At 72.9% G+C, this 20888-nt stretch carries 19 protein-coding genes; 12 read left to right on the plus strand and 7 right to left on the minus strand.

Features of this window, described 5'->3' with window-relative positions:
* On the minus strand, positions 1 to 2709 hold a 2709-nt coding region (locus H9623_RS00005; RefSeq protein ID WP_227747934.1), incomplete at its 3' end, for a hypothetical protein.
* Positions 2710 to 3028: 319 nt separating this feature from the next.
* Here H9623_RS00005 and H9623_RS00010 point away from each other — a divergent pair.
* Positions 3029 to 3607, plus strand: coding sequence for a hypothetical protein (locus H9623_RS00010; protein ID WP_193718051.1), 579 nt, complete (start codon positions 3029 to 3031; stop codon positions 3605 to 3607).
* Between the two features lie 46 nt (positions 3608 to 3653).
* Positions 3654 to 4813, plus strand: a protein-coding gene (locus H9623_RS00015; RefSeq protein ID WP_193718052.1) for an IS3 family transposase whose coding sequence is annotated in 2 segments (ribosomal slippage) — positions 3654 to 3932 and positions 3935 to 4813 — 1158 coding nt in all. Because the reading frame shifts where the segments join, the coding sequence is not laid out codon by codon here.
* A gap of 112 nt (positions 4814 to 4925) precedes the next feature.
* Here the strand turns inward: H9623_RS00015 and H9623_RS00020 are convergent.
* From H9623_RS00020 to H9623_RS00035, 4 genes are read right to left on the minus strand one after another with little or no spacing between them, the layout of a single operon-like run.
* Entirely contained in the window at positions 4926 to 5240 is a 315-nt protein-coding gene (locus H9623_RS00020; protein ID WP_193718053.1) for a hypothetical protein, read from the minus strand.
* Positions 5233 to 7179, minus strand: coding sequence for a heavy metal translocating P-type ATPase (locus tag H9623_RS00025; RefSeq protein WP_193718054.1), 1947 nt, complete (start codon positions 7177 to 7179; stop codon positions 5233 to 5235). The genes H9623_RS00020 and H9623_RS00025 overlap by 8 nt, the downstream gene beginning before the upstream one ends.
* Positions 7176 to 7556, minus strand: a complete 381-nt coding sequence (locus tag H9623_RS00030) for an ArsR/SmtB family transcription factor (protein WP_193718055.1) — start codon at positions 7554 to 7556, stop codon at positions 7176 to 7178. Before H9623_RS00030 ends, H9623_RS00025 begins: the two co-directional genes overlap by 4 nt.
* A 27-nt stretch (positions 7557 to 7583) precedes the next feature.
* Positions 7584 to 8366, minus strand: a complete 783-nt coding sequence (locus H9623_RS00035; protein WP_193718056.1) for a helix-turn-helix domain-containing protein — start codon at positions 8364 to 8366, stop codon at positions 7584 to 7586.
* A 165-nt stretch (positions 8367 to 8531) separates the two neighbouring features.
* On the opposite strand from H9623_RS00035, the gene H9623_RS00040 reads away from it, so the two are divergent.
* The 10 genes from H9623_RS00040 (at position 8532) to H9623_RS00085 (ending at position 16550) form a co-directional block, all read left to right on the plus strand.
* Positions 8532 to 10151, plus strand: a complete 1620-nt coding sequence (locus tag H9623_RS00040; RefSeq protein WP_193718057.1) for an FAD-dependent oxidoreductase — start codon at positions 8532 to 8534, stop codon at positions 10149 to 10151.
* Between the two features lie 154 nt (positions 10152 to 10305).
* A complete protein-coding gene (gene ssd, locus H9623_RS00045; RefSeq protein ID WP_193718058.1) occupies positions 10306 to 11070 on the plus strand; it encodes a septum site-determining protein Ssd in 765 nt (254 codons plus the stop codon).
* Positions 11067 to 12224 carry a TadA family conjugal transfer-associated ATPase gene (locus H9623_RS00050; protein ID WP_193718059.1) on the plus strand — a complete coding sequence of 386 codons (1158 nt, stop codon included), beginning with the start codon at positions 11067 to 11069 and terminating at the stop codon, positions 12222 to 12224. Before ssd ends, H9623_RS00050 begins: the two co-directional genes overlap by 4 nt.
* Complete coding sequence (locus H9623_RS00055; RefSeq protein WP_321575170.1) at positions 12221 to 12880, plus strand: hypothetical protein; 660 nt, start codon at positions 12221 to 12223, stop codon at positions 12878 to 12880. The genes H9623_RS00050 and H9623_RS00055 overlap by 4 nt, the downstream gene beginning before the upstream one ends.
* Positions 12877 to 13470, plus strand: coding sequence for a type II secretion system F family protein (locus tag H9623_RS00060; protein ID WP_321575171.1), 594 nt, complete (start codon positions 12877 to 12879; stop codon positions 13468 to 13470). The genes H9623_RS00055 and H9623_RS00060 overlap by 4 nt, the downstream gene beginning before the upstream one ends.
* 187 nt (positions 13471 to 13657) lie before the next feature.
* Positions 13658 to 14617, plus strand: a complete 960-nt coding sequence (locus tag H9623_RS00065) for an alpha/beta fold hydrolase (protein ID WP_193718060.1) — start codon at positions 13658 to 13660, stop codon at positions 14615 to 14617.
* A 261-nt stretch (positions 14618 to 14878) separates the two neighbouring features.
* Positions 14879 to 15358, plus strand: coding sequence for a hypothetical protein (locus tag H9623_RS00070; RefSeq protein ID WP_193718061.1), 480 nt, complete (start codon positions 14879 to 14881; stop codon positions 15356 to 15358).
* 175 nt (positions 15359 to 15533) lie between these two features.
* On the plus strand, positions 15534 to 15746 hold the full coding sequence (locus H9623_RS00075) for a DUF4244 domain-containing protein (protein WP_193718062.1): 213 nt from the start codon (positions 15534 to 15536) through the stop codon (positions 15744 to 15746).
* Between the two features lie 91 nt (positions 15747 to 15837).
* Positions 15838 to 16155: a TadE family type IV pilus minor pilin gene (locus tag H9623_RS00080; RefSeq protein ID WP_321575172.1), complete on the plus strand. Its 318-nt coding sequence runs from the start codon at positions 15838 to 15840 to the stop codon at positions 16153 to 16155.
* The gene (locus H9623_RS00085; protein ID WP_193718063.1) at positions 16152 to 16550 is read left to right on the plus strand and encodes an Rv3654c family TadE-like protein; all 399 of its coding nucleotides are present in this window, start codon (positions 16152 to 16154) and stop codon (positions 16548 to 16550) included. Before H9623_RS00080 ends, H9623_RS00085 begins: the two co-directional genes overlap by 4 nt.
* Before the next feature lie 31 nt (positions 16551 to 16581).
* On the opposite strand, the gene H9623_RS00090 is transcribed toward H9623_RS00085, so the two are convergent.
* Positions 16582 to 19242 carry a DEAD/DEAH box helicase gene (locus tag H9623_RS00090; protein WP_193718317.1) on the minus strand — a complete coding sequence of 887 codons (2661 nt, stop codon included), beginning with the start codon at positions 19240 to 19242 and terminating at the stop codon, positions 16582 to 16584.
* Between the two features lie 228 nt (positions 19243 to 19470).
* Positions 19471 to 20850: a M18 family aminopeptidase gene (locus H9623_RS00095; RefSeq protein ID WP_193718064.1), complete on the minus strand. Its 1380-nt coding sequence runs from the start codon at positions 20848 to 20850 to the stop codon at positions 19471 to 19473.
* Positions 20851 to 20888 lie beyond the last annotated feature (38 nt).

Consider the following 20888-nt stretch of genomic DNA (forward strand, 5'->3'; position numbering starts at 1 on the left):
GCATCGCACGATCGAGGAGGTGGAATAGGTGAAACACACCTGCACGTCCAACAGCACCGGCACCCGCGACTTACCCAACGTCTCGGCCGCGGCCGCGGCCGACCACCGCTTGTTCACCGACACGGCAGTGTTCGCCGCGACCGCGGGCAGGTCGGTCGCCTTCGTCCACCCCGTTGTCGAGCCCTTCGACCCGTCGTAGTTGGCTGGCTCCGCGGTACCTGCCGCGCGCCACCAGATCGACGGTGTCACAGTCCCCGAGGCGGTCGAAGGACCACTGGCCTTGACCTGGAACGTGTCGGTGGACTTGAGCCCGGTCGCCGGTGACGAAAGTGCGGAGCCGCCAGCGCCGAAGCTGAAGGTCGTCTCGGCAGAGGTCCAGGCGGCCTTGTCGATCGCTCGGACCTTGAGCGTGTGCGCCCCGTTGACCGGATTCCAACTGACGGTCGCGGTCGGGGTCGTGCCCGTCGCGGCGATCGAGGTCCAGGCGCCCCCGTCCAGTGAATACTCGAACCGGACCGCGTCCGTCGACGTCGACTTCAGCGTGAACGTGTTTGACGACGGCGCTGTGTCCTTCCACTGCCCGTTCGTGTACCCCGACGCCGTGATCGTCGGCGCGACCGGGGCACTCGTGTCGACGGTGAAGTTCCACTGCGGTGCATTCGCTTTCGAGGTCAAGGACCCGTCGTTCGCCCACACCTTTGCCGTGTACGTCGTCCCGTTGACCAGTGCCGGCGTCGCGGCCGCGGGCACGAAGCTCGATGTACTCCCCGAGGCCACGTTCGAGCCCGGAAGCTGGTTCCACACCACGGTGTTGTTCGCGCCCAGTACCGAGAACAAGCCCTTGACGTTCCCACCGTCCGGGTCCGACACAACCGTGGAGAACTTTGGCTTGGCGACCTTGACGTACAGCACCTTGTTCGCATCAGTCGAGTTCGGCCACCACGCGTACTCCCCGGCGCCATGCGACGACTTCGACGGCGTGTTCGGGTAGGAGTTGTACGTCACCCAGATCGAGGGGATGTAGGCCCCGGCATCGGCGGAGTTGAACTTCTTCCACCCGTAGGAATCCGACTCGTTCTCCGCCTTCACCCCGAGCGTGATCTGCGCGTCACCACGGTTCGCCGCGTACGTCATCGCGCCCTTGACGTCCATCTTGACCCAGCCGTCACCGCACGAGTCGGCGTAGCCCTTGGTCTGCGACGTCGTCAGCTGCCGCGTCAACCACCCGGGCTGGTTCGACCATCGCGTCCCGGTCGAGATCCCCCCGGTATGCCACAGTTCCCAGTTCCTCGCGCTGCAAGAGTAGGAGTGGAAGTTCCACAGTTCCATCGTCGCCGCGGACACGACCTTGCCCGCGATCCCCGACGTCGGGAAGTTGACGATGCCGCGCGCGACCACGGCGCCGCCGTTGTAAGTGCCCATCTGCATGTACGTGCGCGCGGACGTGTCGACCGTGGTGTCGGTCTGCACGTACAGGTCCAGGCCCTTGGAGAGGTTCACCTGCGGATCGATCACCACTGGGAACTGCGTCTCGGCATCGGTCAGCAAGGACTCCACCCCGGACAGTTCCACCTGTGCCGTCGAGGAGTCCGTAACCGTCACGGACTCCTGAAGAGTCACCGCAGCCGACAGCGGGTCGGCCTCCACTGCAGCCACCTGCTCAGACGCACTGGCCGTCGACTTGGCTGCCGGGGCCTTGGCCGTCGGAGCCTGCTCGCTCCCCGGCTTCTTTCCGTACAGCACGTCGAGCTCAGGCAGAGGTGCCATCCGCGGCGCCGCCGGGTCGATCACCGCTGCAGGCTCGAGCAGGGAATCAGGGCGGTGCTCCTCCGCGCGCGCGTCCCACGCCAACGGCGTCGCGCCCACACCCACGACCTCACCCGAAGGCGCGCTCACTTCGAAACCGCCATCCGGTGTCGCCAGGACGGTGCCACCATCGGTCGTCACGATCAGCGGATCCTCGATCGCAGCCCGCGCCGCCGCGCCGTCGTGCGCGACGAAGAACTGCTCGAAGCCTGTGTTCGTCGCTTCGACCACCAGATCCAGGCCTTCGCCCACGCCCTCAAAGGTCGCGCGCTTGCCCTCAAGCACCGGTGCCGGCAACGTGCCCGTCCAGTGCATCGCCGAGACCACGCCGGTCTCAGGATCTGTCACCGAGGCCAGCTCCACCAGTCCGTCGTCTGCTACCTCGGCGGCACCGGAGATCTCCAGTCCAGAAACTGCGGCTACGGGACGGACCACACCATCCTCGCCCGCCCGAAGCGTCAGGTCGACCTGCGCCCAATCCTCCACGGCAGTGCCGTTCCCACCAATGCGTACCCACACCGGCCCAGACCCCTGCTGCACAGTCCATTGCCCATTCGGCAAAGCCCATACCGAACCGAACTCAGTGCGCTGAGACAAGTCCTCCACCGGCACACCAGCCAAGCGGGCGTTCACCATCGCCGAACCCGAATCTGGTGCGGTACGCGGTACGTCGGCCGGATCGACCACGGCCGGCTCGGCCGTCGTCGCAGCGGGTGCTAGGGAGGCCGTCGCCGGCGCCGGAAGCGAGACAACGCCCACGCTCAGCGCGACTGCACCGGCAACGGTAGCGATGGACGCGCGCCAGGCGCCAGGAATACCAGAGAACGACACCAAGGACGCCATCGCGAACCAGCCCGATCCAACCGCGGCACGCATCAGCGCGCACCGGAAACCGAAACCCACACCCCCTACGGGCGGGCCCCAGCCTGGCTCACAGCAAGCTCACAACCAGCGAAGGTGAACGGAACATAGCCCACCGCGAAGCACTCCACCGAAACGGTGACCGGGTGAAAGGCAAACTAGGGACCAAGGTCCTAGACGCTAGGGGGCACGCGTGCAGCCCACCCTCCCACGCCTCGACGGACACCCCGACCGCTCTGATGGGTCGCGTCCAAGTACGTGACTCGCCGGTGCCACATGGACCCTGGCCTGGGGATTCACCTCCCCAATCCGCTCTCGCCGAGCGCATGCCGTAGTCGCCGCGGTGGCGTGGCCAACGTGGTTGTTCGTCGTTCTCGCACTTCCTGGGTTCGTACACGCCAATCGGCTGGTCGTCGCGCGCGTGACACGCCGCACCACGGCGACGATGCTGGGGGTCTTTGCCCGGGTCGTCGGCCTGTCACTCGCGGTCTACGCGGCGTTGCTTGGGGTGTTCGTCGCGATCCTCCTGCAGTGGCTTCCCGCGACCGTGACCCTGATCTTCCTGCTGGTCCTGGCGCTGTGGGGTGCCCTGGCAGTCGCCGTCACCCTCGTACGCCTCGCGCCCGGATACGCGCGGATCTACCGTGCCGGTGCCATCGCACGCAGGGCTCACTCCCCTAGTCAGCGCCGCACCGACCGCGATCTGTACCGCGCCGCACAATGGACCTTGGACAGCGTCGCCTCGCGCCTACCCGTCGGCGGCCTCTCCACCATCGACCGCCACCTGCGACGCAGTCTGCCAGCTGGTGACACCCTCGTCGTACAGGCCGCGACACCGCGCCACGTCACCGTCTACCAGCGTTACGGCTTCACTCCGCTGCCCACCGCCCCACTGACGCTGCTCGCCGACGTATCACGGGTCTCCTGCACGGATAGGTGACACCTGACTTGTGGTGCCGGAGGGCACTGCTGGAAGGATGTGCACTGTGCCAAGACCCCATCCCAAAGAGTTCCGCGACGATGTCGTGGCGATCGCCCGCCGTGGTGATGCCCCGGTGTCTCAGATCGCCAAGGACTTCGGCATCAGCGACTCATGCCTGCGCAACTGGATGCATGCTGCCGAGGTCGAGGAAGGCAACCGGCCCGGGGTGACGGCCTCGGAGTCGGCCGAGCTGCGCGAGGTCAAGAAGCGTGTCCGCGTGCTCGAGCAGGAGAACGAGATCCTGCGCCGCGCGGCGGCGTACTTCGCTCAGGCGCATCTGCCGGGAAAATGATCTACCCGCTCGTGCGTGAGCTCGCCGCCGACGGGGTCCCCGTCGCGGTGACGTGCCGGGTCCTCAAGCTCGCCCGACAGCCCTACTACCGCTGGCTCGCCGCACCCGTGACCAGGCACGATCTCGAGGAGGCGTATCTGGCCAACGTCCTGTTCGACGCCCACGTCGAGGACCCCGAGTTCGGGCACCGACTGCTGGCCGACGAGGCCCACCGGGCCGGCTTGGCGGCGTGCGACCGGCGGGTGTGGCGGATCTGTCGCGACAACCGGTGGTGGTCCGTGTTCGGCAAGAAGCGCGCTAAGAACGGTAAGAAGGTCGGGCCGCCCGCGCACGATGATCTGGTGCTGCGCGTCTTCAAGGCCGACCGCCCCAACCAGGTATGGCTCTGGGACATCACCGAGCACCCTACGAGCGAGGGCAAGCTGTACTTGTGCGCGATCAAGGACCTGTACTCCAACCGGATCGTAGGCTACTCGATCAGCGACCGGATGAAGTCCAGGATCGCAGTGAACGCCCTGGTCAGCGCCGCGGCCCGCCGCGGTGACGTGACCGGTTGCGTGGTCCACTCGGACCGAGGCAGCCAGTTTCGAAGCAGGAAGGTCCTACGCGAACTGCACCGCCACGGCCTGCTCGGGTCCATGGGCCAGGTCGCCTCCGCCGGCGACAACGCCGCGATGGAGTCGTTCTTCTCCCTGCTGCAAAAGAACGTCCTGGACCGGCGCCGATGGGCCACCCGCCAGGACCTGCGCCTGGCGATCATCACCTGGATCGAACGGACCTACCACCGCCGCCGCAGGCAAGCCCGCCTCGGTCGACTGACACCCATCGAATACGAGACGATCAACACCCCTCAGGTCGCACTCGCCGCCTGAGACCATCTGACACCTATCCGTGCAGCAGACCCCACCCGTGGCGCAATCCGCCTTGGGGCCTGCACCCTGTGGTGCGTTGGTGGGTTGAGACCGCCGTCGGTTTTGCGACGCTCTAGTGACTTGCCGCGTTGAGTGCGTCTGTGAGGTCGCGTAGGTCTGGGGTGCCGCTCAGTCCGGCGGTGGTGGGATAGACGCGGCATGCGATCGCAGGTGGCGAGTTGGTGGGGAACAGGTCTGTCCCGTCGAGGTGGAAGGACGGCGAGCCGGCGAATTGGAGTCGGTCGGCCTGGGCCTGGTCGTTGATCTCGAGCGTCTCGATGGTGGCGTTCAGGCCGATTGCTACCAGGGCTTGTTGGGCGAGGTCGAGGGCGTGCGCGGCGTGGGGGCAGTCGGGGACGAGGAGGACGGTCAGGGTGTGCTCAGACATGGGCGCGCTCCTGGGCCGGTGTGGGGCTGGCGGGTTGGGTGATCGAGGCTGCGTACCGGCCGGCGCGGACGCCGTTGGCGATGACGAAGACCTCGGCGACCTCGTGGACGAGGACGACCGCGGCTAGGCCCAGGACGCCGAAGAGGGCCAGGGGGATCAGGACGCCGATCAGCGCTAGGGAGAACGCGACGTTCTGCCACATGATGACGCGGGTGCGGCGGGCGTGGGACAGAACCTGGGGCAGGTGGTGCAGGTCGTTGCCCATGAGCGCGACGTCGGCGGTCTCGATCGCGACGTCCGCGCCCATCGCGCCCATCGCGATGCCGACGTTCGCCGTGGCCAGGGCCGGGGCGTCGTTGACGCCGTCGCCGACCATCGCGACCGGGCGCCGGCTCGACAGGTCACGGACGATCGTGGCCTTGTCCTCGGGGCGCAGGTCGGCGTGGACGTCGAGGATTCCGGCCTGGGAGGCCAGGGCGCGGGCGGTGCGCTCGTTGTCGCCGGTCAGCATCGCCACGGTGTAGCCGTCCCGGGTCAGGGCGTGGACGACCGCGGCGGCTTCTGGGCGCAGCTCGTCGCGGACCGCGATCGCGCCGAGCAGCGATCCGGCTTCCTCGACCAGAACAGCGGTGGCTCCCTGCTCCTGCATCCGCGCGACGTGTGCGGCCAGTGAGCCGGCCTCGATCCATCCGGGACGGCCGAGACGGACCTGGCGGCCCTTGAACGTGCCGGTGATCCCTGCGCCGGTGACCGCGGTGACGTCAGAGATCTCGGGGCGGTCGGTGGTCGCGGCCAGGATCGCGCGGGCCAACGGGTGCTCGCTGCGCGCCTCGAGCCCGGCCGCGACCGCAAGCAGCTCGTCACGGGTGCGCCCCGGGGCGGGGGCGACCTCGACGACGGCGGGCTTGTTCGCGGTCAGGGTGCCGGTCTTGTCCAGCGCCAGGGCACGGATCTTGCCGAGCTCCTCGAGCGCGGCGCCGCCCTTGATGAGGACTCCGCCCTTCGATGCGGCGCCGACCGCGGCGACCACGGTCACGGGGACGGAGATCGCCAGTGCGCACGGGGATGCGGCCACGAGCACGACCAGCGCTCGTTCGATCCACAGGACCGGGTCGCCGGCCAGGGAGCCGATGACCGCGATGAGCGCCGCCGCGATCAAGATGCCGGGCACGAGCTTGGACGCAATCGCGTCGGCCAGCCTCTGCCCGCCGCCCTTGCGGGCCTGTTCGGCCTCGACGATGTGCACGATGCGGGCCAGGGAGTTGTCCTCGGAGGTCGTGGTGACCGCGACCTCCAGGACGCCGTTCCCGTTGATCGAACCGGCCATCACCCGCGCCCCGGGCCCGGCCTCGACGGGGACCGACTCACCGGTCAGGGCCGAAACGTCCAGGGCCGTCGTACCCGTGCGGATCACGCCGTCGGTCGCGATGCGCTCGCCGGGGCGCACGAGCAGTACGTCACCGATGATCAGGTCAGACGGGGCGACGCTCACGTGCTCGCCGCCGCGCACGACGGTGGCCTCGGTCGGGACCAGGTCCAGCAGAGCGCGCAGGCCGCGGCGGGTGCGGGCCAGGGAGTACTCCTCGAGCCCCTCGGAGATCGAGTAGAGGATCGCGAGCATCGCGGCTTCCTCGACCTGCCCCAAGATCACCGCTCCCACCGCAGCGATCGTCATCAGTGTCCCGACGCCGATCTTGCCCTTGAGCAGGCGTCGTATCGTGCCGGGGACGAACGTGGTCGCCGCGATCACCAACGCCAAGCCCTCGAGCCCCAGCACGGCCCACTCGGGGGCAGCGGTCCGGGACACCAGCCACCCGGCCAGCAGCACGACCGCGGCCAGGAGCGCGGCCCGGATCTCACCGACCCGCCACAAGCTCACGGCCTCCTCTTCGCCCTCGGGGCTCTCGGCCTCGTCCGAGCAGCCGCACGCATCGCTCATCGCGCGACCTCCACCGTCGTGACCGGTGCATCGGTGCCGTAGTTCGGGCACAACACGACAGCGTTGCCGGTGGCCGCTAGCAGCACCTCGGCCGCCGCAAGCATCTCCAACAGCTCCGGACGGGCCAACGAGTAGTACACCCGTCGCCCCTCCATCCGACCTGCCACCAGACCGCAGTCCTTCAAGCAGGCCACGTGCGAGGAGATCGTCGACTGCGCCAGCCCCAGATCGGCCGTCAGATCAGCCACCCGCGCCTCCCCCGAGGCGAGCCTGCGCACGATCGCCAACCGGGCCGGATCGCCCAGTGATCGGAACAAGGCCACTCCCGGCTCCACGCCCTCTGTCGAAGCCGCACACTCATCAACCATGATCGACATGGGTCGATAATAACCGCTTCTGATCGATTATTGGATCGAGCTCGATGCCTGCGGTCGGTGACGTCGGATCGCCCGCAGTGTCAGGGGGGTGCCGACCGCCAGGGGCAGGATCCAGAAGGACCAAGCCGGGAGGTGTTCCCAGAGGGGGAGGTGGGGGCCGTTGTCGACGTAGAACGCGGTCAGCATCGCGACGTATGCCAGTGCCATCAGCGTGATGTGGATGCGGTCGCTCTGCCCGCGCCGCCGGTTGCGCCAGCCCAGGACGGCTGCCGTCAGAGCGATGGTGCCGAGTGCCGCCAGGTGGATGGTGGCGGGCCATCGGATGACGGTCATGACGAGCATCGTTGTGAAGAGGACCGTGATGGCGCCCAGGAAGACCCGGCCTGACCGGACGTGCCAGGGCCCGCCCTTGCGGGTCAGCATTGCGAGCATCCCTGCGACCACGGACGTGATCCCGGCGGCGATGTGCACGAGCAGCGCCGCGTCGAACACGGGCCCGGCGGCCGGTGTCGGAAGTCCGGGGATGTCGATCATGGCCGCCTCCGCGCTGGTTCGCGCAGACAAGCCCGCTGCGATCCCGCGCGAGATCTCCTCCCGCTCCCCAGGACTCAGGTGTCGCAGCGAACGCCTCGGCAGCGAAGGCCGCACCCCACCATGACGCAGCAGGTACCGGCGCACCTGCTGCTCATGGAGCCCCGCCCGATCAGCGATCCGCCGCAGCGACTCACCCTCACCCCACGCCTCCCACACCACAGCCTGCTCCGGCACCGACAACGACGTCCCAACACCCATCCCGGCCTCCACGACCACAGATCATCCACCCTGTGGTGCGTTGGTGGGTTGAGACCGCCCCCGGTTCTCGGACGTGCCCCCGCGAGCGGGTGTCGAGAGCGCCGGGTCGCGGTACGTTCGCCGGAGGACGGCACCGCGGCCGCGACGCCGGCCACCGCGAGGACCTGGCCGCTGGAGGCGCGCATGATCACGCTCGACGAGCTCCGCCGTGTCGGGATGTTCGAGCCGTTGCCGCGTGAGCCGCTCGAGTTCCTCGTGGGCGCGGTCGAGGACATCCACCTCCTGCCCGGGGAGTACTTCGCGCACGAGGGCGACGAGCGGGCGTTCTTCGTCGTGATCGAGGGGCGCGCGGAGATCACCAAGGTCGTCAACGGCGACGAGCGCGTGATCGGGGTGCGCACGCCCGGCATGTTCTTCGGCGAGGTCCCCATGACGCTCAGCACGGCGTTCCCCGCGAGCGGCCGCGCGACCGAGGCGTCGCGCGTCATCAAGCTCGAGGCTCCCGTGTTCTACACGCTCGCGGCCATGGCCCCCTCGGTGCCCGACCACGTCGCAGGGCTCGCGCGCTCCTACCTCGACGCGCTCCAGGCGCACGCGTCCGAGAAGCCCGTCGCGGAGGCGCGCGTGCTCGGGCCCCGGCTCGACGCCGGGGTCCGGGACCTCGCGACGTTCCTGACGCGCAACCACGTCCCGTTCGACCGGGTCGTGACCGCTCCGGGCGACGAGCCCGACGGCGGAGCGCACCCCGTCCTCGAGGTGCGGGACGGGACCCGGCTCACGAACCCCGCGATGCGTGACGTCGCCCGCGCGGTGGGGCTCGCCGTCGACCCGGCGCAGGCCGAGTACGACGTCGTGATCCTGGGGGCCGGCCCCGCAGGACTCACGGCCGCCGTCAACGCGGCCGCGGAGGGGTTGCGCACGCTCGTCGTCGAGAGCCTGGCCCCGGGTGGGCAGGCCGGGACGTCGACCCGGATCGAGAACTACACGGGCTTCCCGTACGGCATCTCGGGCGACGACCTCGCGAGCCGCGCCCTGACGCAGGCGCGCCGCCTCGGGGCGGAGATCGTCGTCACGCGCACGGTCCGCGCGATCGAGCCGGGCGGGCACCTGGTCGTGCTCGACGGCGGCGACACCCTGCGGGCGCCCGTCGTGGTCGTCGCGACGGGCGTCGAGTGGCGCTCGCTCGCGCTCGCGTCGGCCGACCGCTTCCTGGGCAACGGCCTGTACTACGGGGCCGCGCGTAGCGACGCGGCGCTCGCGCAGGGGCAGGACGTCTGCATCGTGGGCGCGGGGAACTCGGCCGGGCAGGCCGCGATCTTCTTCTCGCGGCACGCACGGTCGGTCACGATGCTCGTGCGCGGCGAGTCGCTGGGGGCGAGCATGTCGCGGTACCTGATCGACCAGATCGCGGCGAACCCGGGCATCCGGGTCGAGACGCGCCACCAGATCGCCGGGCTCCACGGCGACGGGGCGCTCGAGACGCTCGACGTGCTCGACTCCGCGACCGGGACCACGTCCCGCCGCGACCTGCCCGTCGTGTTCGTCATGATCGGCGCCGACGCCGTCACGGGCTGGCTGCCGCCGCAGGTGGCGCGCGACGGGCACGGGTTCGTCCTCACGGGCGCGGACGCGGCCGCCGCGCCGCAGTGGGCGGCCGACCGGCGCCCCTTCGCCCTCGAGACGAGCACGCCCGGGGTGTTCGCGGTCGGGGACGTGCGCTCGGGCTCGGTCAAGCGGGTCGCGGCCGGGGTCGGCGAGGGTGGGATGGCCGTCGCGTTCGCCCACCAGTACCTGGCGCTCTGACCTCCCGCCCGTCGCTGGTCCGGCAAGGCAGGAGGCCGTCCACAGGAGCGGTCCGTCGCGGGTGGTCCACAGGCCCGACGGCGCAGCCCCCACGCGCGTCCGCCTCGCCCCAGGATGGACCCGGCCCGGTGCGGGCCCGCGAGAGGGGGACGACATGGGCAGGGCAGTGGCAGCCGTGGTGGGCGCGGTCGGCGCACGAGGCGGGGCAGGGACGAGCACGGCGGCCGCGGCGCTCGCGGACGGGCTGCGCCGGTCCGGGCGACGCGTGGTCCTCGTGGACCTCGAGACCCGGGGCGGCGGGAACGACGTGCTGCTGGGCGTCGACCACCGGGACGGCCCGCGCTGGTCCGACCTGCGGGACGCGCGAGGCGCCGTCGACGGCCGCGCCCTGGCCGACCTCCTCCCGGCCTGGCGCCACGTGCCCGTCCTCGGCGCTCGTCGCACCGACCCGGTGCTCCTCGACGACGGCGTGGTCCTCGACGTGTGCTCGGCCCTGGCCGACGCGTGCGACGTCCTGGTCCTCGACCTGCCCCGGTCCGTCCTCGAGCGGGCCGGTGCCGGCGGCACCGAGCAGGCGGCGCTCGTCGGTGCGTGCGACACGCTCCTCCTGGTGACACCGCTCGACCTCCCCTCGGTCGCCGGCGCCGTCGCGACCGCGGACCTCGCAGCCCGGCTGGGGGCCGGGCGGGCCCTGCGTCTCGTGGCTCGGCGCCCGGCCCCCGGGCGCCTCGACCCGTGGGAGGTGAGCGACGCCGTCGGGCTGCCGCTCGCGGCGGTGGTCCCGTGGGACCGCACCCTCGCGGCGCGCGTCGAACGAGGCGAGGGCCCCGACGTCCGTGCCCGGCGCCCCCTCGGGCGGGCCGGGGCCGAGCTGGCGGCCGCGGTCGGTGGTGCACCGGGCGGGCGGGCCGTCGCATGAGCGGCGACGGGCTCGACGACGCGCTCCTCGCCGAGGTGCGCGGTCGGCTCGTCGGCGGCGCACCGGCCGACGACACGCAGCTCCGTGCGGCGCTGCGCGGGTCGGGACGGGTGCTCGGCAGCGAGGCGCTCGCCGACCTGACGCGGCGCGCCCGCGCAGAGCTCTACGGTGCCGGGCCGCTCCAACCGCTGCTCGAGGACCCCGAGGTCACCGACGTCCTGGTCAACTCGCCCGCCGAGGTCTGGGTCGACCGCGGCGCGGGGCTCGAGCACGCCCCCGTGCACCTGGGCAGCCCCGCCCAGGTGCGCGCGCTCGCCGTCCGGCTGGCCGCCGCGGGCGGGCAACGGCTCGACGACGCGAGCCCGCTCGTCGACGCCCGCCTCCCCGACGGCACCCGGCTGCACGCCGCGATCGCGCCCGTGTGCGAGTCCGGGGCCGTGATCTCGCTGCGGGTGCTCCGGTCGAGGGCCTTCACGCTCGACGAGCTCGTCGACGCGGGCGGCCTGCCGCCTCCGTGGGCCCCCGTGCTGCGGCGGCTGGTCGCGCAGCGCGCGAACATGCTCGTCTCAGGGGGGACCGGGACGGGAAAGACGACCCTGCTCGCAGCCCTCCTGTCGCTGGTCCCCGGGCACGAACGCATCGTGTGCGTCGAGGAGGCCCGCGAGCTCGTCCCCGACCACCCGCACGTCGTCCCCCTCACGGCCCGGCGGGCCAACGTCGAGGGCGCCGGGGCCGTCGACCTCGCGGACCTCGTCCGCAACGCGCTGCGCATGCGCCCGGACCGGATCGTCCTGGGCGAGTGCCGGGGTGCCGAGGTCCGCGAGGTCCTCATGGCGCTCAACACCGGGCACGACGGCGGGCTGGCCACGATCCACGCCAACGCGGCGGCCGTGGTCCCCGCCCGGCTGGAGGCGCTCGCCGCCCTGGCCGGGATGCCCCGGGAGGCGGTCGCAGCACAGGCCGCAGGCGCGCTCGACGTCGTGCTGCACCTGCGCCGCGCCGCGCGCGTACGGCACCTCGCCGAGATCGGCGTCGTGCGGCGTGACGCGCGCGGGGAGCTCGTGGTCGACCCCGTCGCGACGTGGGACGGCGTGCGCGAACCCGTCTACGGCACCGGGTGGGACGCGTTCGTGGACCGGTGGGGTGGGGCGTGAGCGTCGGCCTGCTGGTCGCGTGCGCGGTGTGGCTCGCGGTGGCGCCCGGCGGCCGGGGCGCGGCGGAGGTCGTGGGCGGCCGTGCGGGCCGGGGCCCCGCGGGAGGCCGGTTGCCCGTGCGGCGCCGGTCGGCCGCGCCCACCTCGGTGCGCCTGGTCGTCGCGCACGTCGCCTCGCTGCTGCGCGCGGGGGCGGCGCCCGGTGCCGCATGGGTGTCCGCCGCGGGGATCAGGGTCGACCCGCAGGGCGTGCCGGACCGCGGCGACCTCCTCGCGGTCGTGGGCGCTCGCGGGTCCACCGAGGCGGACGGGCAGGTCGCGGCCGTCGTGGCCGCGAGCCGCTTGGCCTCCGACGTCGGGGCGCCGCTCGGCACCGTGCTGGAGTCGATCGCGCACGCGCTCGCGGCCGAGTCCGAGGCACGGGCGGACCGTGAGGCCTCCCTCGCCGGTCCAGCGGCGACGGCCCGCATGCTCCTGTGGCTGCCGCTCGTGGGGGTGCTGCTCGGCGCGGCGCTGGGGGTGGACCCGGTCGCGACCGCGCTCGGCGGCGGTGCCGGCTCGGCCGGGCTGCTCGTCGGCGGGGTGCTGCTGCTGATCGGTCGACGGTGGTCCGGGCGCCTCGTGACGCGGGCCCGAGCGGCAGGGGCACCGCCGTGACGATCGCTCGGACCGTCGACTGGGCCGTGGTCGCGGCCGTCGCGTGCGGATGCCTGCTCGCGTCGAGCCCGTGGTGGGGTGCGCGGGCCGGGGTGCGCGTGCGGCTCGCCGACCTCACTCGGCGGGCGGCGCCGTCGGGCCCTGCGACGGGACCCGCGGGACAGGTGGAGATCGGGGTCCTGCTCGAGCTCCTCGGCGCGGCGGTGCGCGCGGGGGCGAGCGTGCCGCGCGCGCTCGAGGCCGTCGGTCGCGCCGTCGGAGGGCCCGACGGCGCCGCGCTCCACCGTGCGGGGGCGGCGATCGTGCTCGGGGCAGGCTGGACCGAGGCGTGGGCAGGGGCGCCGCCCCGGCTCGCCGTGGTGCGGTCTGCGCTGGGCCTCGCGTGGGAGCAGGGCGCTGCGCCGGGGGAGTCGCTGCGAGCGGCTGGGGAGCAGCTGCGCGCCGACCAGCAGGCGCTCGCGCGCCAGGCCGCGGCCCGTCTCGCCGTCCACCTCGTGCTGCCGCTCGGGGTGTGCTTCCTCCCGGCGTTCCTGCTGATCGGGCTGCTTCCCGTGCTGCTGTCCCTGGGCGGCGGGGTGCTCGGCGGCTGAGCCGTCGTCGAGCAGGCGCGAGACCGGCGGCTGCGGCCCACGCGGAGCGCTGCCCCAGCGGTGAGCCGACCTCCACGGTGCCCGCGGCACCCGGAGCGGCGGCGGCCGTCCACAGGGCGCGACCGTGCGGGTGGGACGCCGGAGAACCGGCCACGGGTTGACCTGTTCCGGTGTGCACCATGGCGGCATGAACCCACGGACGAGTCCCACCACCCCCGACTTCCCCGCGCCCACCCTGGTGCCCGTCAACGGTGTCGAGCTCGAAGTCTTCGAAGCCGGCCGGGAGAACGCGGGCAAGCCGATCGTGCTCTGCCACGGCTGGCCGGAGCACGCCTACTCATGGCGCCACCAGGTGCCCGCGCTCGTCGGCGCGGGCTACCACGTGATCGTCCCCAACCAGCGGGGATACGGCAGGTCGTCCCGTCCGACCGAGGTGACGGCGTACGACATCCAGCACCTGACGGGGGACCTCGTCGCGCTCCTCGACCACTACGGCTACGAGGACGCCACCTTCGTCGGGCACGACTGGGGAGCCAACGTCGTCTGGGGGCTGGCCCTGCTGCACCCGGGCCGGGTCAGCAGGATCGTCAACCTGAGCCTGCCCTACCAGGAGCGCGGCGAGCGGCCGTGGATCGAGGTCATGGAGGACGTGCTGGGCGGCGACTTCTACTTCGTCCACTTCAACCGCCGGCCGGGCGTCGCTGACGCCGTGCTCGACGACAACACGTTCCAGTTCCTGCGCAACATGTACCGGAAGAACGAGCCCGCCGCGGAGCCTCAGCCCGGCATGGCCATGATGAACCTCGCCCGGGCGCAGACCCCGCTCGGAGAGCCCGTCATGAGCGACGGCGAGCTGGCCGTCTTCGTGTCCGCGTTCGAGTCGACAGGGTTCACGGGCAGCATCAACTGGTACAGGAACCTGGACCGCAACTGGCACCGGCTGGCGGGCGTGGACCCGTTCGTCCGCCAGCCCGCTCTCATGATCTACGGCGACCGGGACGCGGTCGCGAGATCGGAGCGGCTGGCGGACCTCGTGCCCCAGGTGGACGTCGTCAGCCTGGACTGCGGGCACTGGATCCAGCAGGAGAAGCCCGAGGAGACGAACCGGGCGATCCTCGGCTGGCTGGCACGGCAGGACGCGACCTAGAGCAATTGCGTGGCGCACTGGCAGGGTCGAACTTTCACCCCTCTGAGCACGGCCCCCGGCAGTACCGTGGATGTCAAGGCTTGCTCGTGATAGATGTCAGGGGTTCCTATGCGTACCCGACTTGCCACCGTCGTGGGCGGTGCAGGCGTGGCACTCGTTCTGACTGCGTGCTTCGCGGAGAGCGGGCCGGAGGTGACGCCGAGCCACAGCGCGTCTGCCGAGGCGACCAGCCCCGAGCCCTCTCCGGCTCCCGAAGAGACGGTGCCGTCGACAGGCACGAGGGAAGCCCCTCTCGCGATCGGAGAGTCTCGCCGACTCAGCGATGAGTCCGCGTGGACGGTCCAGCTCAATGCGAGCAATCCCGACGGTGCTGCCGTCGTCGCAGCCGAGAACGAGTATCTGCCGGGCCCCGTCCCGGGCGAGGCGTTCCTGATCGGTAACTTCTCCGTCACTGTCGACGCCGATGCCCTGGCAGGCCAGGGCATCGACCTCGCGAACGAGGGGGCCGCGGCCTGGGCGCACGTCTGGTTCGAGTACGTCGCAGCGGACGGCACCAGCTTCGACGTCACCTCGGGCACGATGTGCTTCACGAACGGGGCGCTCTACAACGCAGGGACTCTGTACGCGGATGGCACGTCGACGGGCGACGTGTGCATCGCGGTGCCCGTCGACAAGCTGCCCGGCGGGTTGTGGCGCGTCGCGAACATCCAGAACGACAACGTGTGGATCAGTCCCGAGTAGTCCTTCGAAGCGTGTGCCTTCGACTTGCGGTGGCAACTGGGCGGGCCGTCCACAGGGCATCCGCCAGCGCCACGCTCCACAGCGGCGGTCTCCGGCCCAGCGCGCCCCGCGCCGGGCTCGCCACAGTGGACAGCACGGCCCGCGACGGGTGGGCCACGAGAGCCAGGAGGCACCCATGACGGTCATGCACCGAGCGAGAGAGACAGGAGCGGGGCTGCTCGCCCGCGCCCGCGGCGAGGACCCCGAGGCAGGGCTCGCGACCGCCGAGTACGCGGTCGCGACCATCGCCGCCGTCGGGTTCGCGGGGCTGCTCATCGCGATCCTGCGGAGCGGCGAGGTGCGCGAGATGCTGCTCGGCATCATCCAGCGCGCCCTGTCGGTCGGCTGACGTGGCGGGCGCCAGGACGCGGGGGCGGCCTCGTGGCCGGGCACCGGGCAGCCGCCCCTGGGACGGGTCGCGGGACCGTGAACGCGGCACCGTGACGGCCGAGCTCGCGCTCGCGATGCCCGCGGTCGTCCTCGTCCTGGCGGCCGTCCTCACGCTCGCCGCCGCGGCGAACGCGCAGCTCCAGGCGGCCGACGCCGCCCGCGCGGGAGCCCGGGCCGTCGCGATCGGCGAGGACGACGCGGCGGTGCGCGCCGTCGTCGGGCAGGTGGCCGGGAGCGAGGCCACCGTGACCGTCTCGCGCGGCGACCCCTGGGTCGAGGTGCGGGTCGCCAAGCCGGTGGTCGGCGGCTGGCTCTCGCGCTCGCCGCTCCAGGCCCGCGGCGCCGCGGTCGCCTGGGCCGAGCCGTGAGCCGGCGCGCGACGGCCGACCGGCGTGGGCCTCGCCGCGCCGCGACGGGGCGCGAGCGCGGTTCGGGGACCGTGCTCGCGCTGGGCCTCGTCGCGGTCGCCCTCGTGCTGGGGCTCGCCCTCGCCGCCCTCGCCTCGGCCCAGGCGGCTCGCGGGCAGGCTCAGGCAGCGGCGGACCTCGCGGCGCTCGCCGCCGCCACCGCCCTCCAGCGGGGGTGGGAGGCGTGCCCGACGGCGCGGGAGACCGCGGACCGCAACGGCGCCGAGGTCGTGGCGTGCGTCGAGCAGGGCGACGGGGTCGTCCGGGTCGACGTCACGCGCGAGGCCACGGGGTGGGCCGGGGCGCTCGGGACGGCGCAGGCTGCCGCACGGGCAGGACCGGCGTCGGCGCGGTGACGACCTGCGGTCGTCGAGTGCGTGCGAACGGTCAGGCAGGCGCGTGCGCGAGCACGGCGTCGAGCAGCCGGACCGCCGCGGCCTTGTCGAGCGGGTTGTTGAAGTTGCCGCACTTGGGCGACTGCACGCACGCGGGGCAGCCGTCCGCGCACGGGCAGCGCGAGATCGCGGCACGGGTCGCGCGCAGCCACGTCGCGCCCAGGTGGAACCCGCGCTCGGCGAAGCCCGCACCGCCCGGGTACGCGTCGTACACGAAGACCGTGGCCTGCTCGGTGTCGACGTGCATCGCGGTCGACACCCCGCCCAGGTCCCAGCGGTCGCACGTCGCGAGCAGCGGCAGCAGCCCGATCGACGCGTGCTCGGCCGCGTGCAGCGCCCCCGGCGCCGTCTCGGCGTCGATCCCTGCGGCCTCGAGGACCTCGGCCGGGACCGTCCACCACACGGCGGTCGTCGGCAGGGTGTGCTCGGGCAGGTCGAGCGGCTCGACGCCCAGGATCTGCAGGTCCGGCAGGCGCCGGCGCTGGAAGCTCACGACCTGGCTCGTGACCTCGACGGGCCCGAACCCCCAGCCGATCGGGCCCCACCACCGGTGGATCGCGGGGTGCGTGACCTCGTTCGGTGCCGAGCCCTGCGGGACGGACGGGTCGTCGCCCGGGGCGGGCTCCGCCGTCGGCCCGTCGCCCGGGTCCTCTCCCGGGACCGCCGCCGGGGCCTCGCCGGTGTCCCGGTCGGAGATCCCGTGGATCGAGATCTCCGTGACGGACCGCGACCACGTCCCGAAGTCGACGTCGCGGCGCGCGACGAGCGCGACGCCGTCGCGCAGGTCGAGCGTCTCCACCACGTAGCTCACGCCCTGGTGCACGTAGACCGCGCCGTCGTGGACCGAGCCGTCGGCCGAGGCCGCGTCGACCGTGCCGAGCAGGCGCCCCGTGCCCGACTCCACGACGCGCACGGGCGAGCCGCCCGAGCCGCGCAGGTCCGTCATCGCGGCGGCGGACTGGGCGTGGGTCCAGTACCACCCGGACGCCCGACGGCGCAGCGCCCCCCGTGCGACCAGCACGCCCAGGAGCTCGGTCACCGCGGCGGGGTCGCCGAAGGTCGTGAGGTCCGACTGCCGGAGCGGGACCTCGGCGGCCGCCGCGCACAGGTGCGGCGCGAGGACGTACGGGTTGGCGGGGTCGAACACCGTGGCCTCGAGCGGGGCCGCGAAGATCGCCTCGGGGTGGTGCACCAGGTAGGTGTCGAGAGGGTCCTCGCGCGCGACGAACGCGACCAGGCCGTCGGCGCCCGCCCGCCCGGCGCGGCCCGCCTGCTGCCAGACCGACATGCGCGTGCCCGGCCAGCCCGCGATGAGGACCGCGTCGAGGCCCGAGATGTCGACACCGAGCTCGAGCGCGTTGGTCGTCGCGAGGCCGCGGACCGCGCCGCTGCGCAGGGCCTGCTCGAGCGCGCGGCGCTCCTCGGGCAGGTACCCGCCGCGGTAGGCCGCGACCCGGCGCGCGAGCTGCGGCGAGACGACGCGCAGGTGGTCCTGCGTCTGGGTCGCCACGGACTCGGCGCCGCGCCGCGACCGCGTGAAGGCGAGGGTCCGGGCGCCGGCCGCCGTGAGGTCGGCCAGGAGGTCCGCGACCTCGGCCGTCGCGGACCGTCGTGGTCGCTCGGGGGAGTCGCCCGGGGTGGCGGGCTCGTCGGGGTCGCTCGTGAGGCCCAGCTCGTCGTGGGCCGTGGGGTCGATCAGCAGGGACTCGGCGAGGGCCGCGTCGGCGGCCGGGTCGGCCGCTGCGGCGCGGGCCTGCGCGGCCTCGTAGCCCAGGACCTCGGGGGGCTGCCAGAGCGCGAACGTCTTGCGGCCCGCGGGGCTCGTGTCGGCGTCGACCGTGACGATCTGCTCGGGCGGGACCCCGACGAGGCGCCCGGCGCTGACCGCGGGGTCGGCCGTGGTGGCCGACGCGACGACGAACGTGAGGCGGCCACGGGGGGCGCCGTCCGCGGCCGACGTCCCGGGAGGAGGCGTCGGCGCGTAGTGCGCCGCGAGCCGCGCGAGCCGCCGCAGCACCAGGGCCACGTGCGCCCCGAACACGCCCCGGTAGGAGTGCCCCTCGTCGACGACGACGTAACGCAGGTTGCGCAGGAACCGCGCCCAGCGCCGGTGGTTGGGCATGAGCGCGAAGTGCAGGAAGTCGGGGTTGGTCAGCACGACGTCGGCGTACTCCTGGACCCACTTGCGTTCCTCGAACGACGTGTCGCCGTCGCACGTCGAGACCTTGACGTCGTTGGCGCGCGACGCGTCCAGGAGTCGCTGGAGGCCGTCGACCTGGTCGGCCGCGAGGGCCTTGGTCGGGCTCAGGTAGAGGACCGTGCCACGCGAGCGGGCGCTCTCGATCCGGCCCGGTGCCAGGGACTCGGCCGCGCGGTCGGCGCGCACCGCGGTGAGCGCCGGGAGCCAGAACGCCAGGGACTTGCCGGAGCCGGTCGAGGTCGCGAGCGCGACGTGCCGGCCGGACCACGCGGCCTCGGCTGCCTCGACCTGGTGGGCCCACGGCCGCTCGACCCCCATCGAGCGGTAGCCCGCGACGAGCGAGGCGTCGGCCCAGCGGGGCCAGTCGGCGTGCAGACCGGGGCGCCCGGGCAGGTGCTCGACGTGCGTCAGCCGGTCGGCGCGGCGGCCGCCCGCGAGCAGGACGTCGAGCAGGGCGCCGGGGCGGTCCGGAACGGTGGGTGTGCCGGGTCCCGCGTCCGGGCGGCCGACGGTCGACGAGCCGTCCGACGGGTGGTTCGACGCGTCGTCCGGTTCCGGGGTTCGCGACGGTCTGGGCACGCCTCCGAGTCTCCCACCTGGTCCTCGCGGGTGCCGAACCCGAGGTTGGTCAGGCAAGCGGTCTCGGGTGCCTGACCAACCTCGGGTTCGGCACCGCGCGCTTCAGCCCGCGAAGACCGCTGCGATCGCCCGCGACAGGTGGTACGGGTCCGCGACGGCCGTGAGCTCGCGCGCCGAGTGCATCGAGAGGATGGGCGCGCCCACGTCGACCGTCCGGATCCCGAGCCGGGTCGCGGTCAGCGGCCCGATCGTCGACCCGCACGGCACGGTGTTCTCCGAGACGAACTCCTGGCTCGGCACCCCCGCGGCAGCGCAGGCCGCCGCCCAGGCCGCTGCGCCGTGGGCGTCGGTCGCGTACCGCTGGTTCGCGTTGATCTTGAGGATGGGGCCGCCGCCCGCGATCGGTCGGTTGGCCGGGTCGTGGCGCTCGGGGTAGTTGGGGTGGACCGAGTGCCCGACGTCGCTCGACACGCACAGCGACGCTGCGAGCGCGCGGTGCCGGTCCTCGTCGCTCGCGCCGAACCCGCCGCTGATCCGGGCCAGCACGTCGGCGAGGAACGGTCCGCTCGCGCCCGAGCGCGTCTCGCTGCCGATCTCCTCGTGGTCGAACGCCGCGAGGACCGCGACGGGCGCCTCGCCGCCCCGGGCCGTGGTCGCGCCACCACCGGACGCGACGTCGAGCAGCGCCGTGAGCCCGGCGTGCACCGACAGCAGGTTGTCGAGCCGCCCCGAGGCGAGCAGCTCCTCGTGCGCGCCGAAGATCCGGGGGGCCTGCGTGTCGGCGACGACCAGGTCGTACCCGCCGACCTCAGCGGCCCGGACGCCCGCGTGCTCGGCGAGGAGCGCCAGCAGGTCGGCGTCGGGAGCCCCCAGGGCGCCGAGTCCCCACACGGGCTGGGTGTGCCGCTGCTTGTCGAGCGTCAGGCCGTCGTTGGCGCCGCGGTCGAGGTGGATCGCGAGCTGGGGGATGCGCAGCAGGGGCCCGGTGCGCACCAGGTGGCTGCGGCCGTCGAGCGTCACGAGGCGCCCGGCGAGCTCGAGCTCGCGGTCGAGCCACGAGTTGAGCAGGGGGCCGCCATACACCTCGACGCCCGCCTGCCACCAGCCCTCGCGGCCCGTGGTCGGCTTGGGCTTGAGCTTGAAGCCGGGGGAGTCGGTGTGCGCGCCGAGGATCGCGAAGGGCGTCGTGGCACCGGCCCCCGCGGGCGTGGCCCACGCGATGACCGCGCCGTCCCGCACGACGACGTAGCGCCCCTCCGCGGTCGAGGTCGGCCAGGCGTCGGCCTCGTCGAGCAGGGTGAATCCTGCCTCGACGGCGCGCCGGGCGACCTCGTGGGCCGCATGGAACGACGAGGGCGAGGACTCGACGAACCGCGCGAGGTCCTGGGCGTGGTCCCGCGCCTGGGCGGACGGGACGGTGGCGGCGATGGCCTGTCGGGCGGCGGTGACGGTCGGGCGGGCGGGGGCTGCGTCGTCGGGCATGCGTCCATTGTCCGCCTGCCCGCGCGTGGGGGAGTAGC

The organism is Oerskovia douganii, assembly GCF_015142735.1.
Lineage (GTDB): Bacteria > Actinomycetota > Actinomycetes > Actinomycetales > Cellulomonadaceae > Oerskovia > Oerskovia douganii.

What these genes read in the sequence shown, in the direction of transcription:
- H9623_RS00020 (WP_193718053.1), bottom strand. Translation starts at nt 5,240, where the DNA reads ATGTCTGAGCACACCCTGACCGTCCTCCTCGTCCCCGACTGCCCCCAC.
- H9623_RS00025 (WP_193718054.1), bottom strand. Translation starts at nt 7,179, where the DNA reads ATGAGCGATGCGTGCGGCTGCTCGGACGAGGCCGAGAGCCCCGAGGGC.
- H9623_RS00030 (WP_193718055.1), bottom strand. Translation starts at nt 7,556, where the DNA reads ATGTCGATCATGGTTGATGAGTGTGCGGCTTCGACAGAGGGCGTGGAG.
- H9623_RS00040 (WP_193718057.1), top strand. Translation starts at nt 8,532, where the DNA reads ATGATCACGCTCGACGAGCTCCGCCGTGTCGGGATGTTCGAGCCGTTG.
- ssd (WP_193718058.1), top strand. Translation starts at nt 10,306, where the DNA reads ATGGGCAGGGCAGTGGCAGCCGTGGTGGGCGCGGTCGGCGCACGAGGC.
- H9623_RS00050 (WP_193718059.1), top strand. Translation starts at nt 11,067, where the DNA reads ATGAGCGGCGACGGGCTCGACGACGCGCTCCTCGCCGAGGTGCGCGGT.
- H9623_RS00065 (WP_193718060.1), top strand. Translation starts at nt 13,658, where the DNA reads ATGAACCCACGGACGAGTCCCACCACCCCCGACTTCCCCGCGCCCACC.
- H9623_RS00075 (WP_193718062.1), top strand. Translation starts at nt 15,534, where the DNA reads ATGACGGTCATGCACCGAGCGAGAGAGACAGGAGCGGGGCTGCTCGCC.
- H9623_RS00095 (WP_193718064.1), bottom strand. Translation starts at nt 20,850, where the DNA reads ATGCCCGACGACGCAGCCCCCGCCCGCCCGACCGTCACCGCCGCCCGA.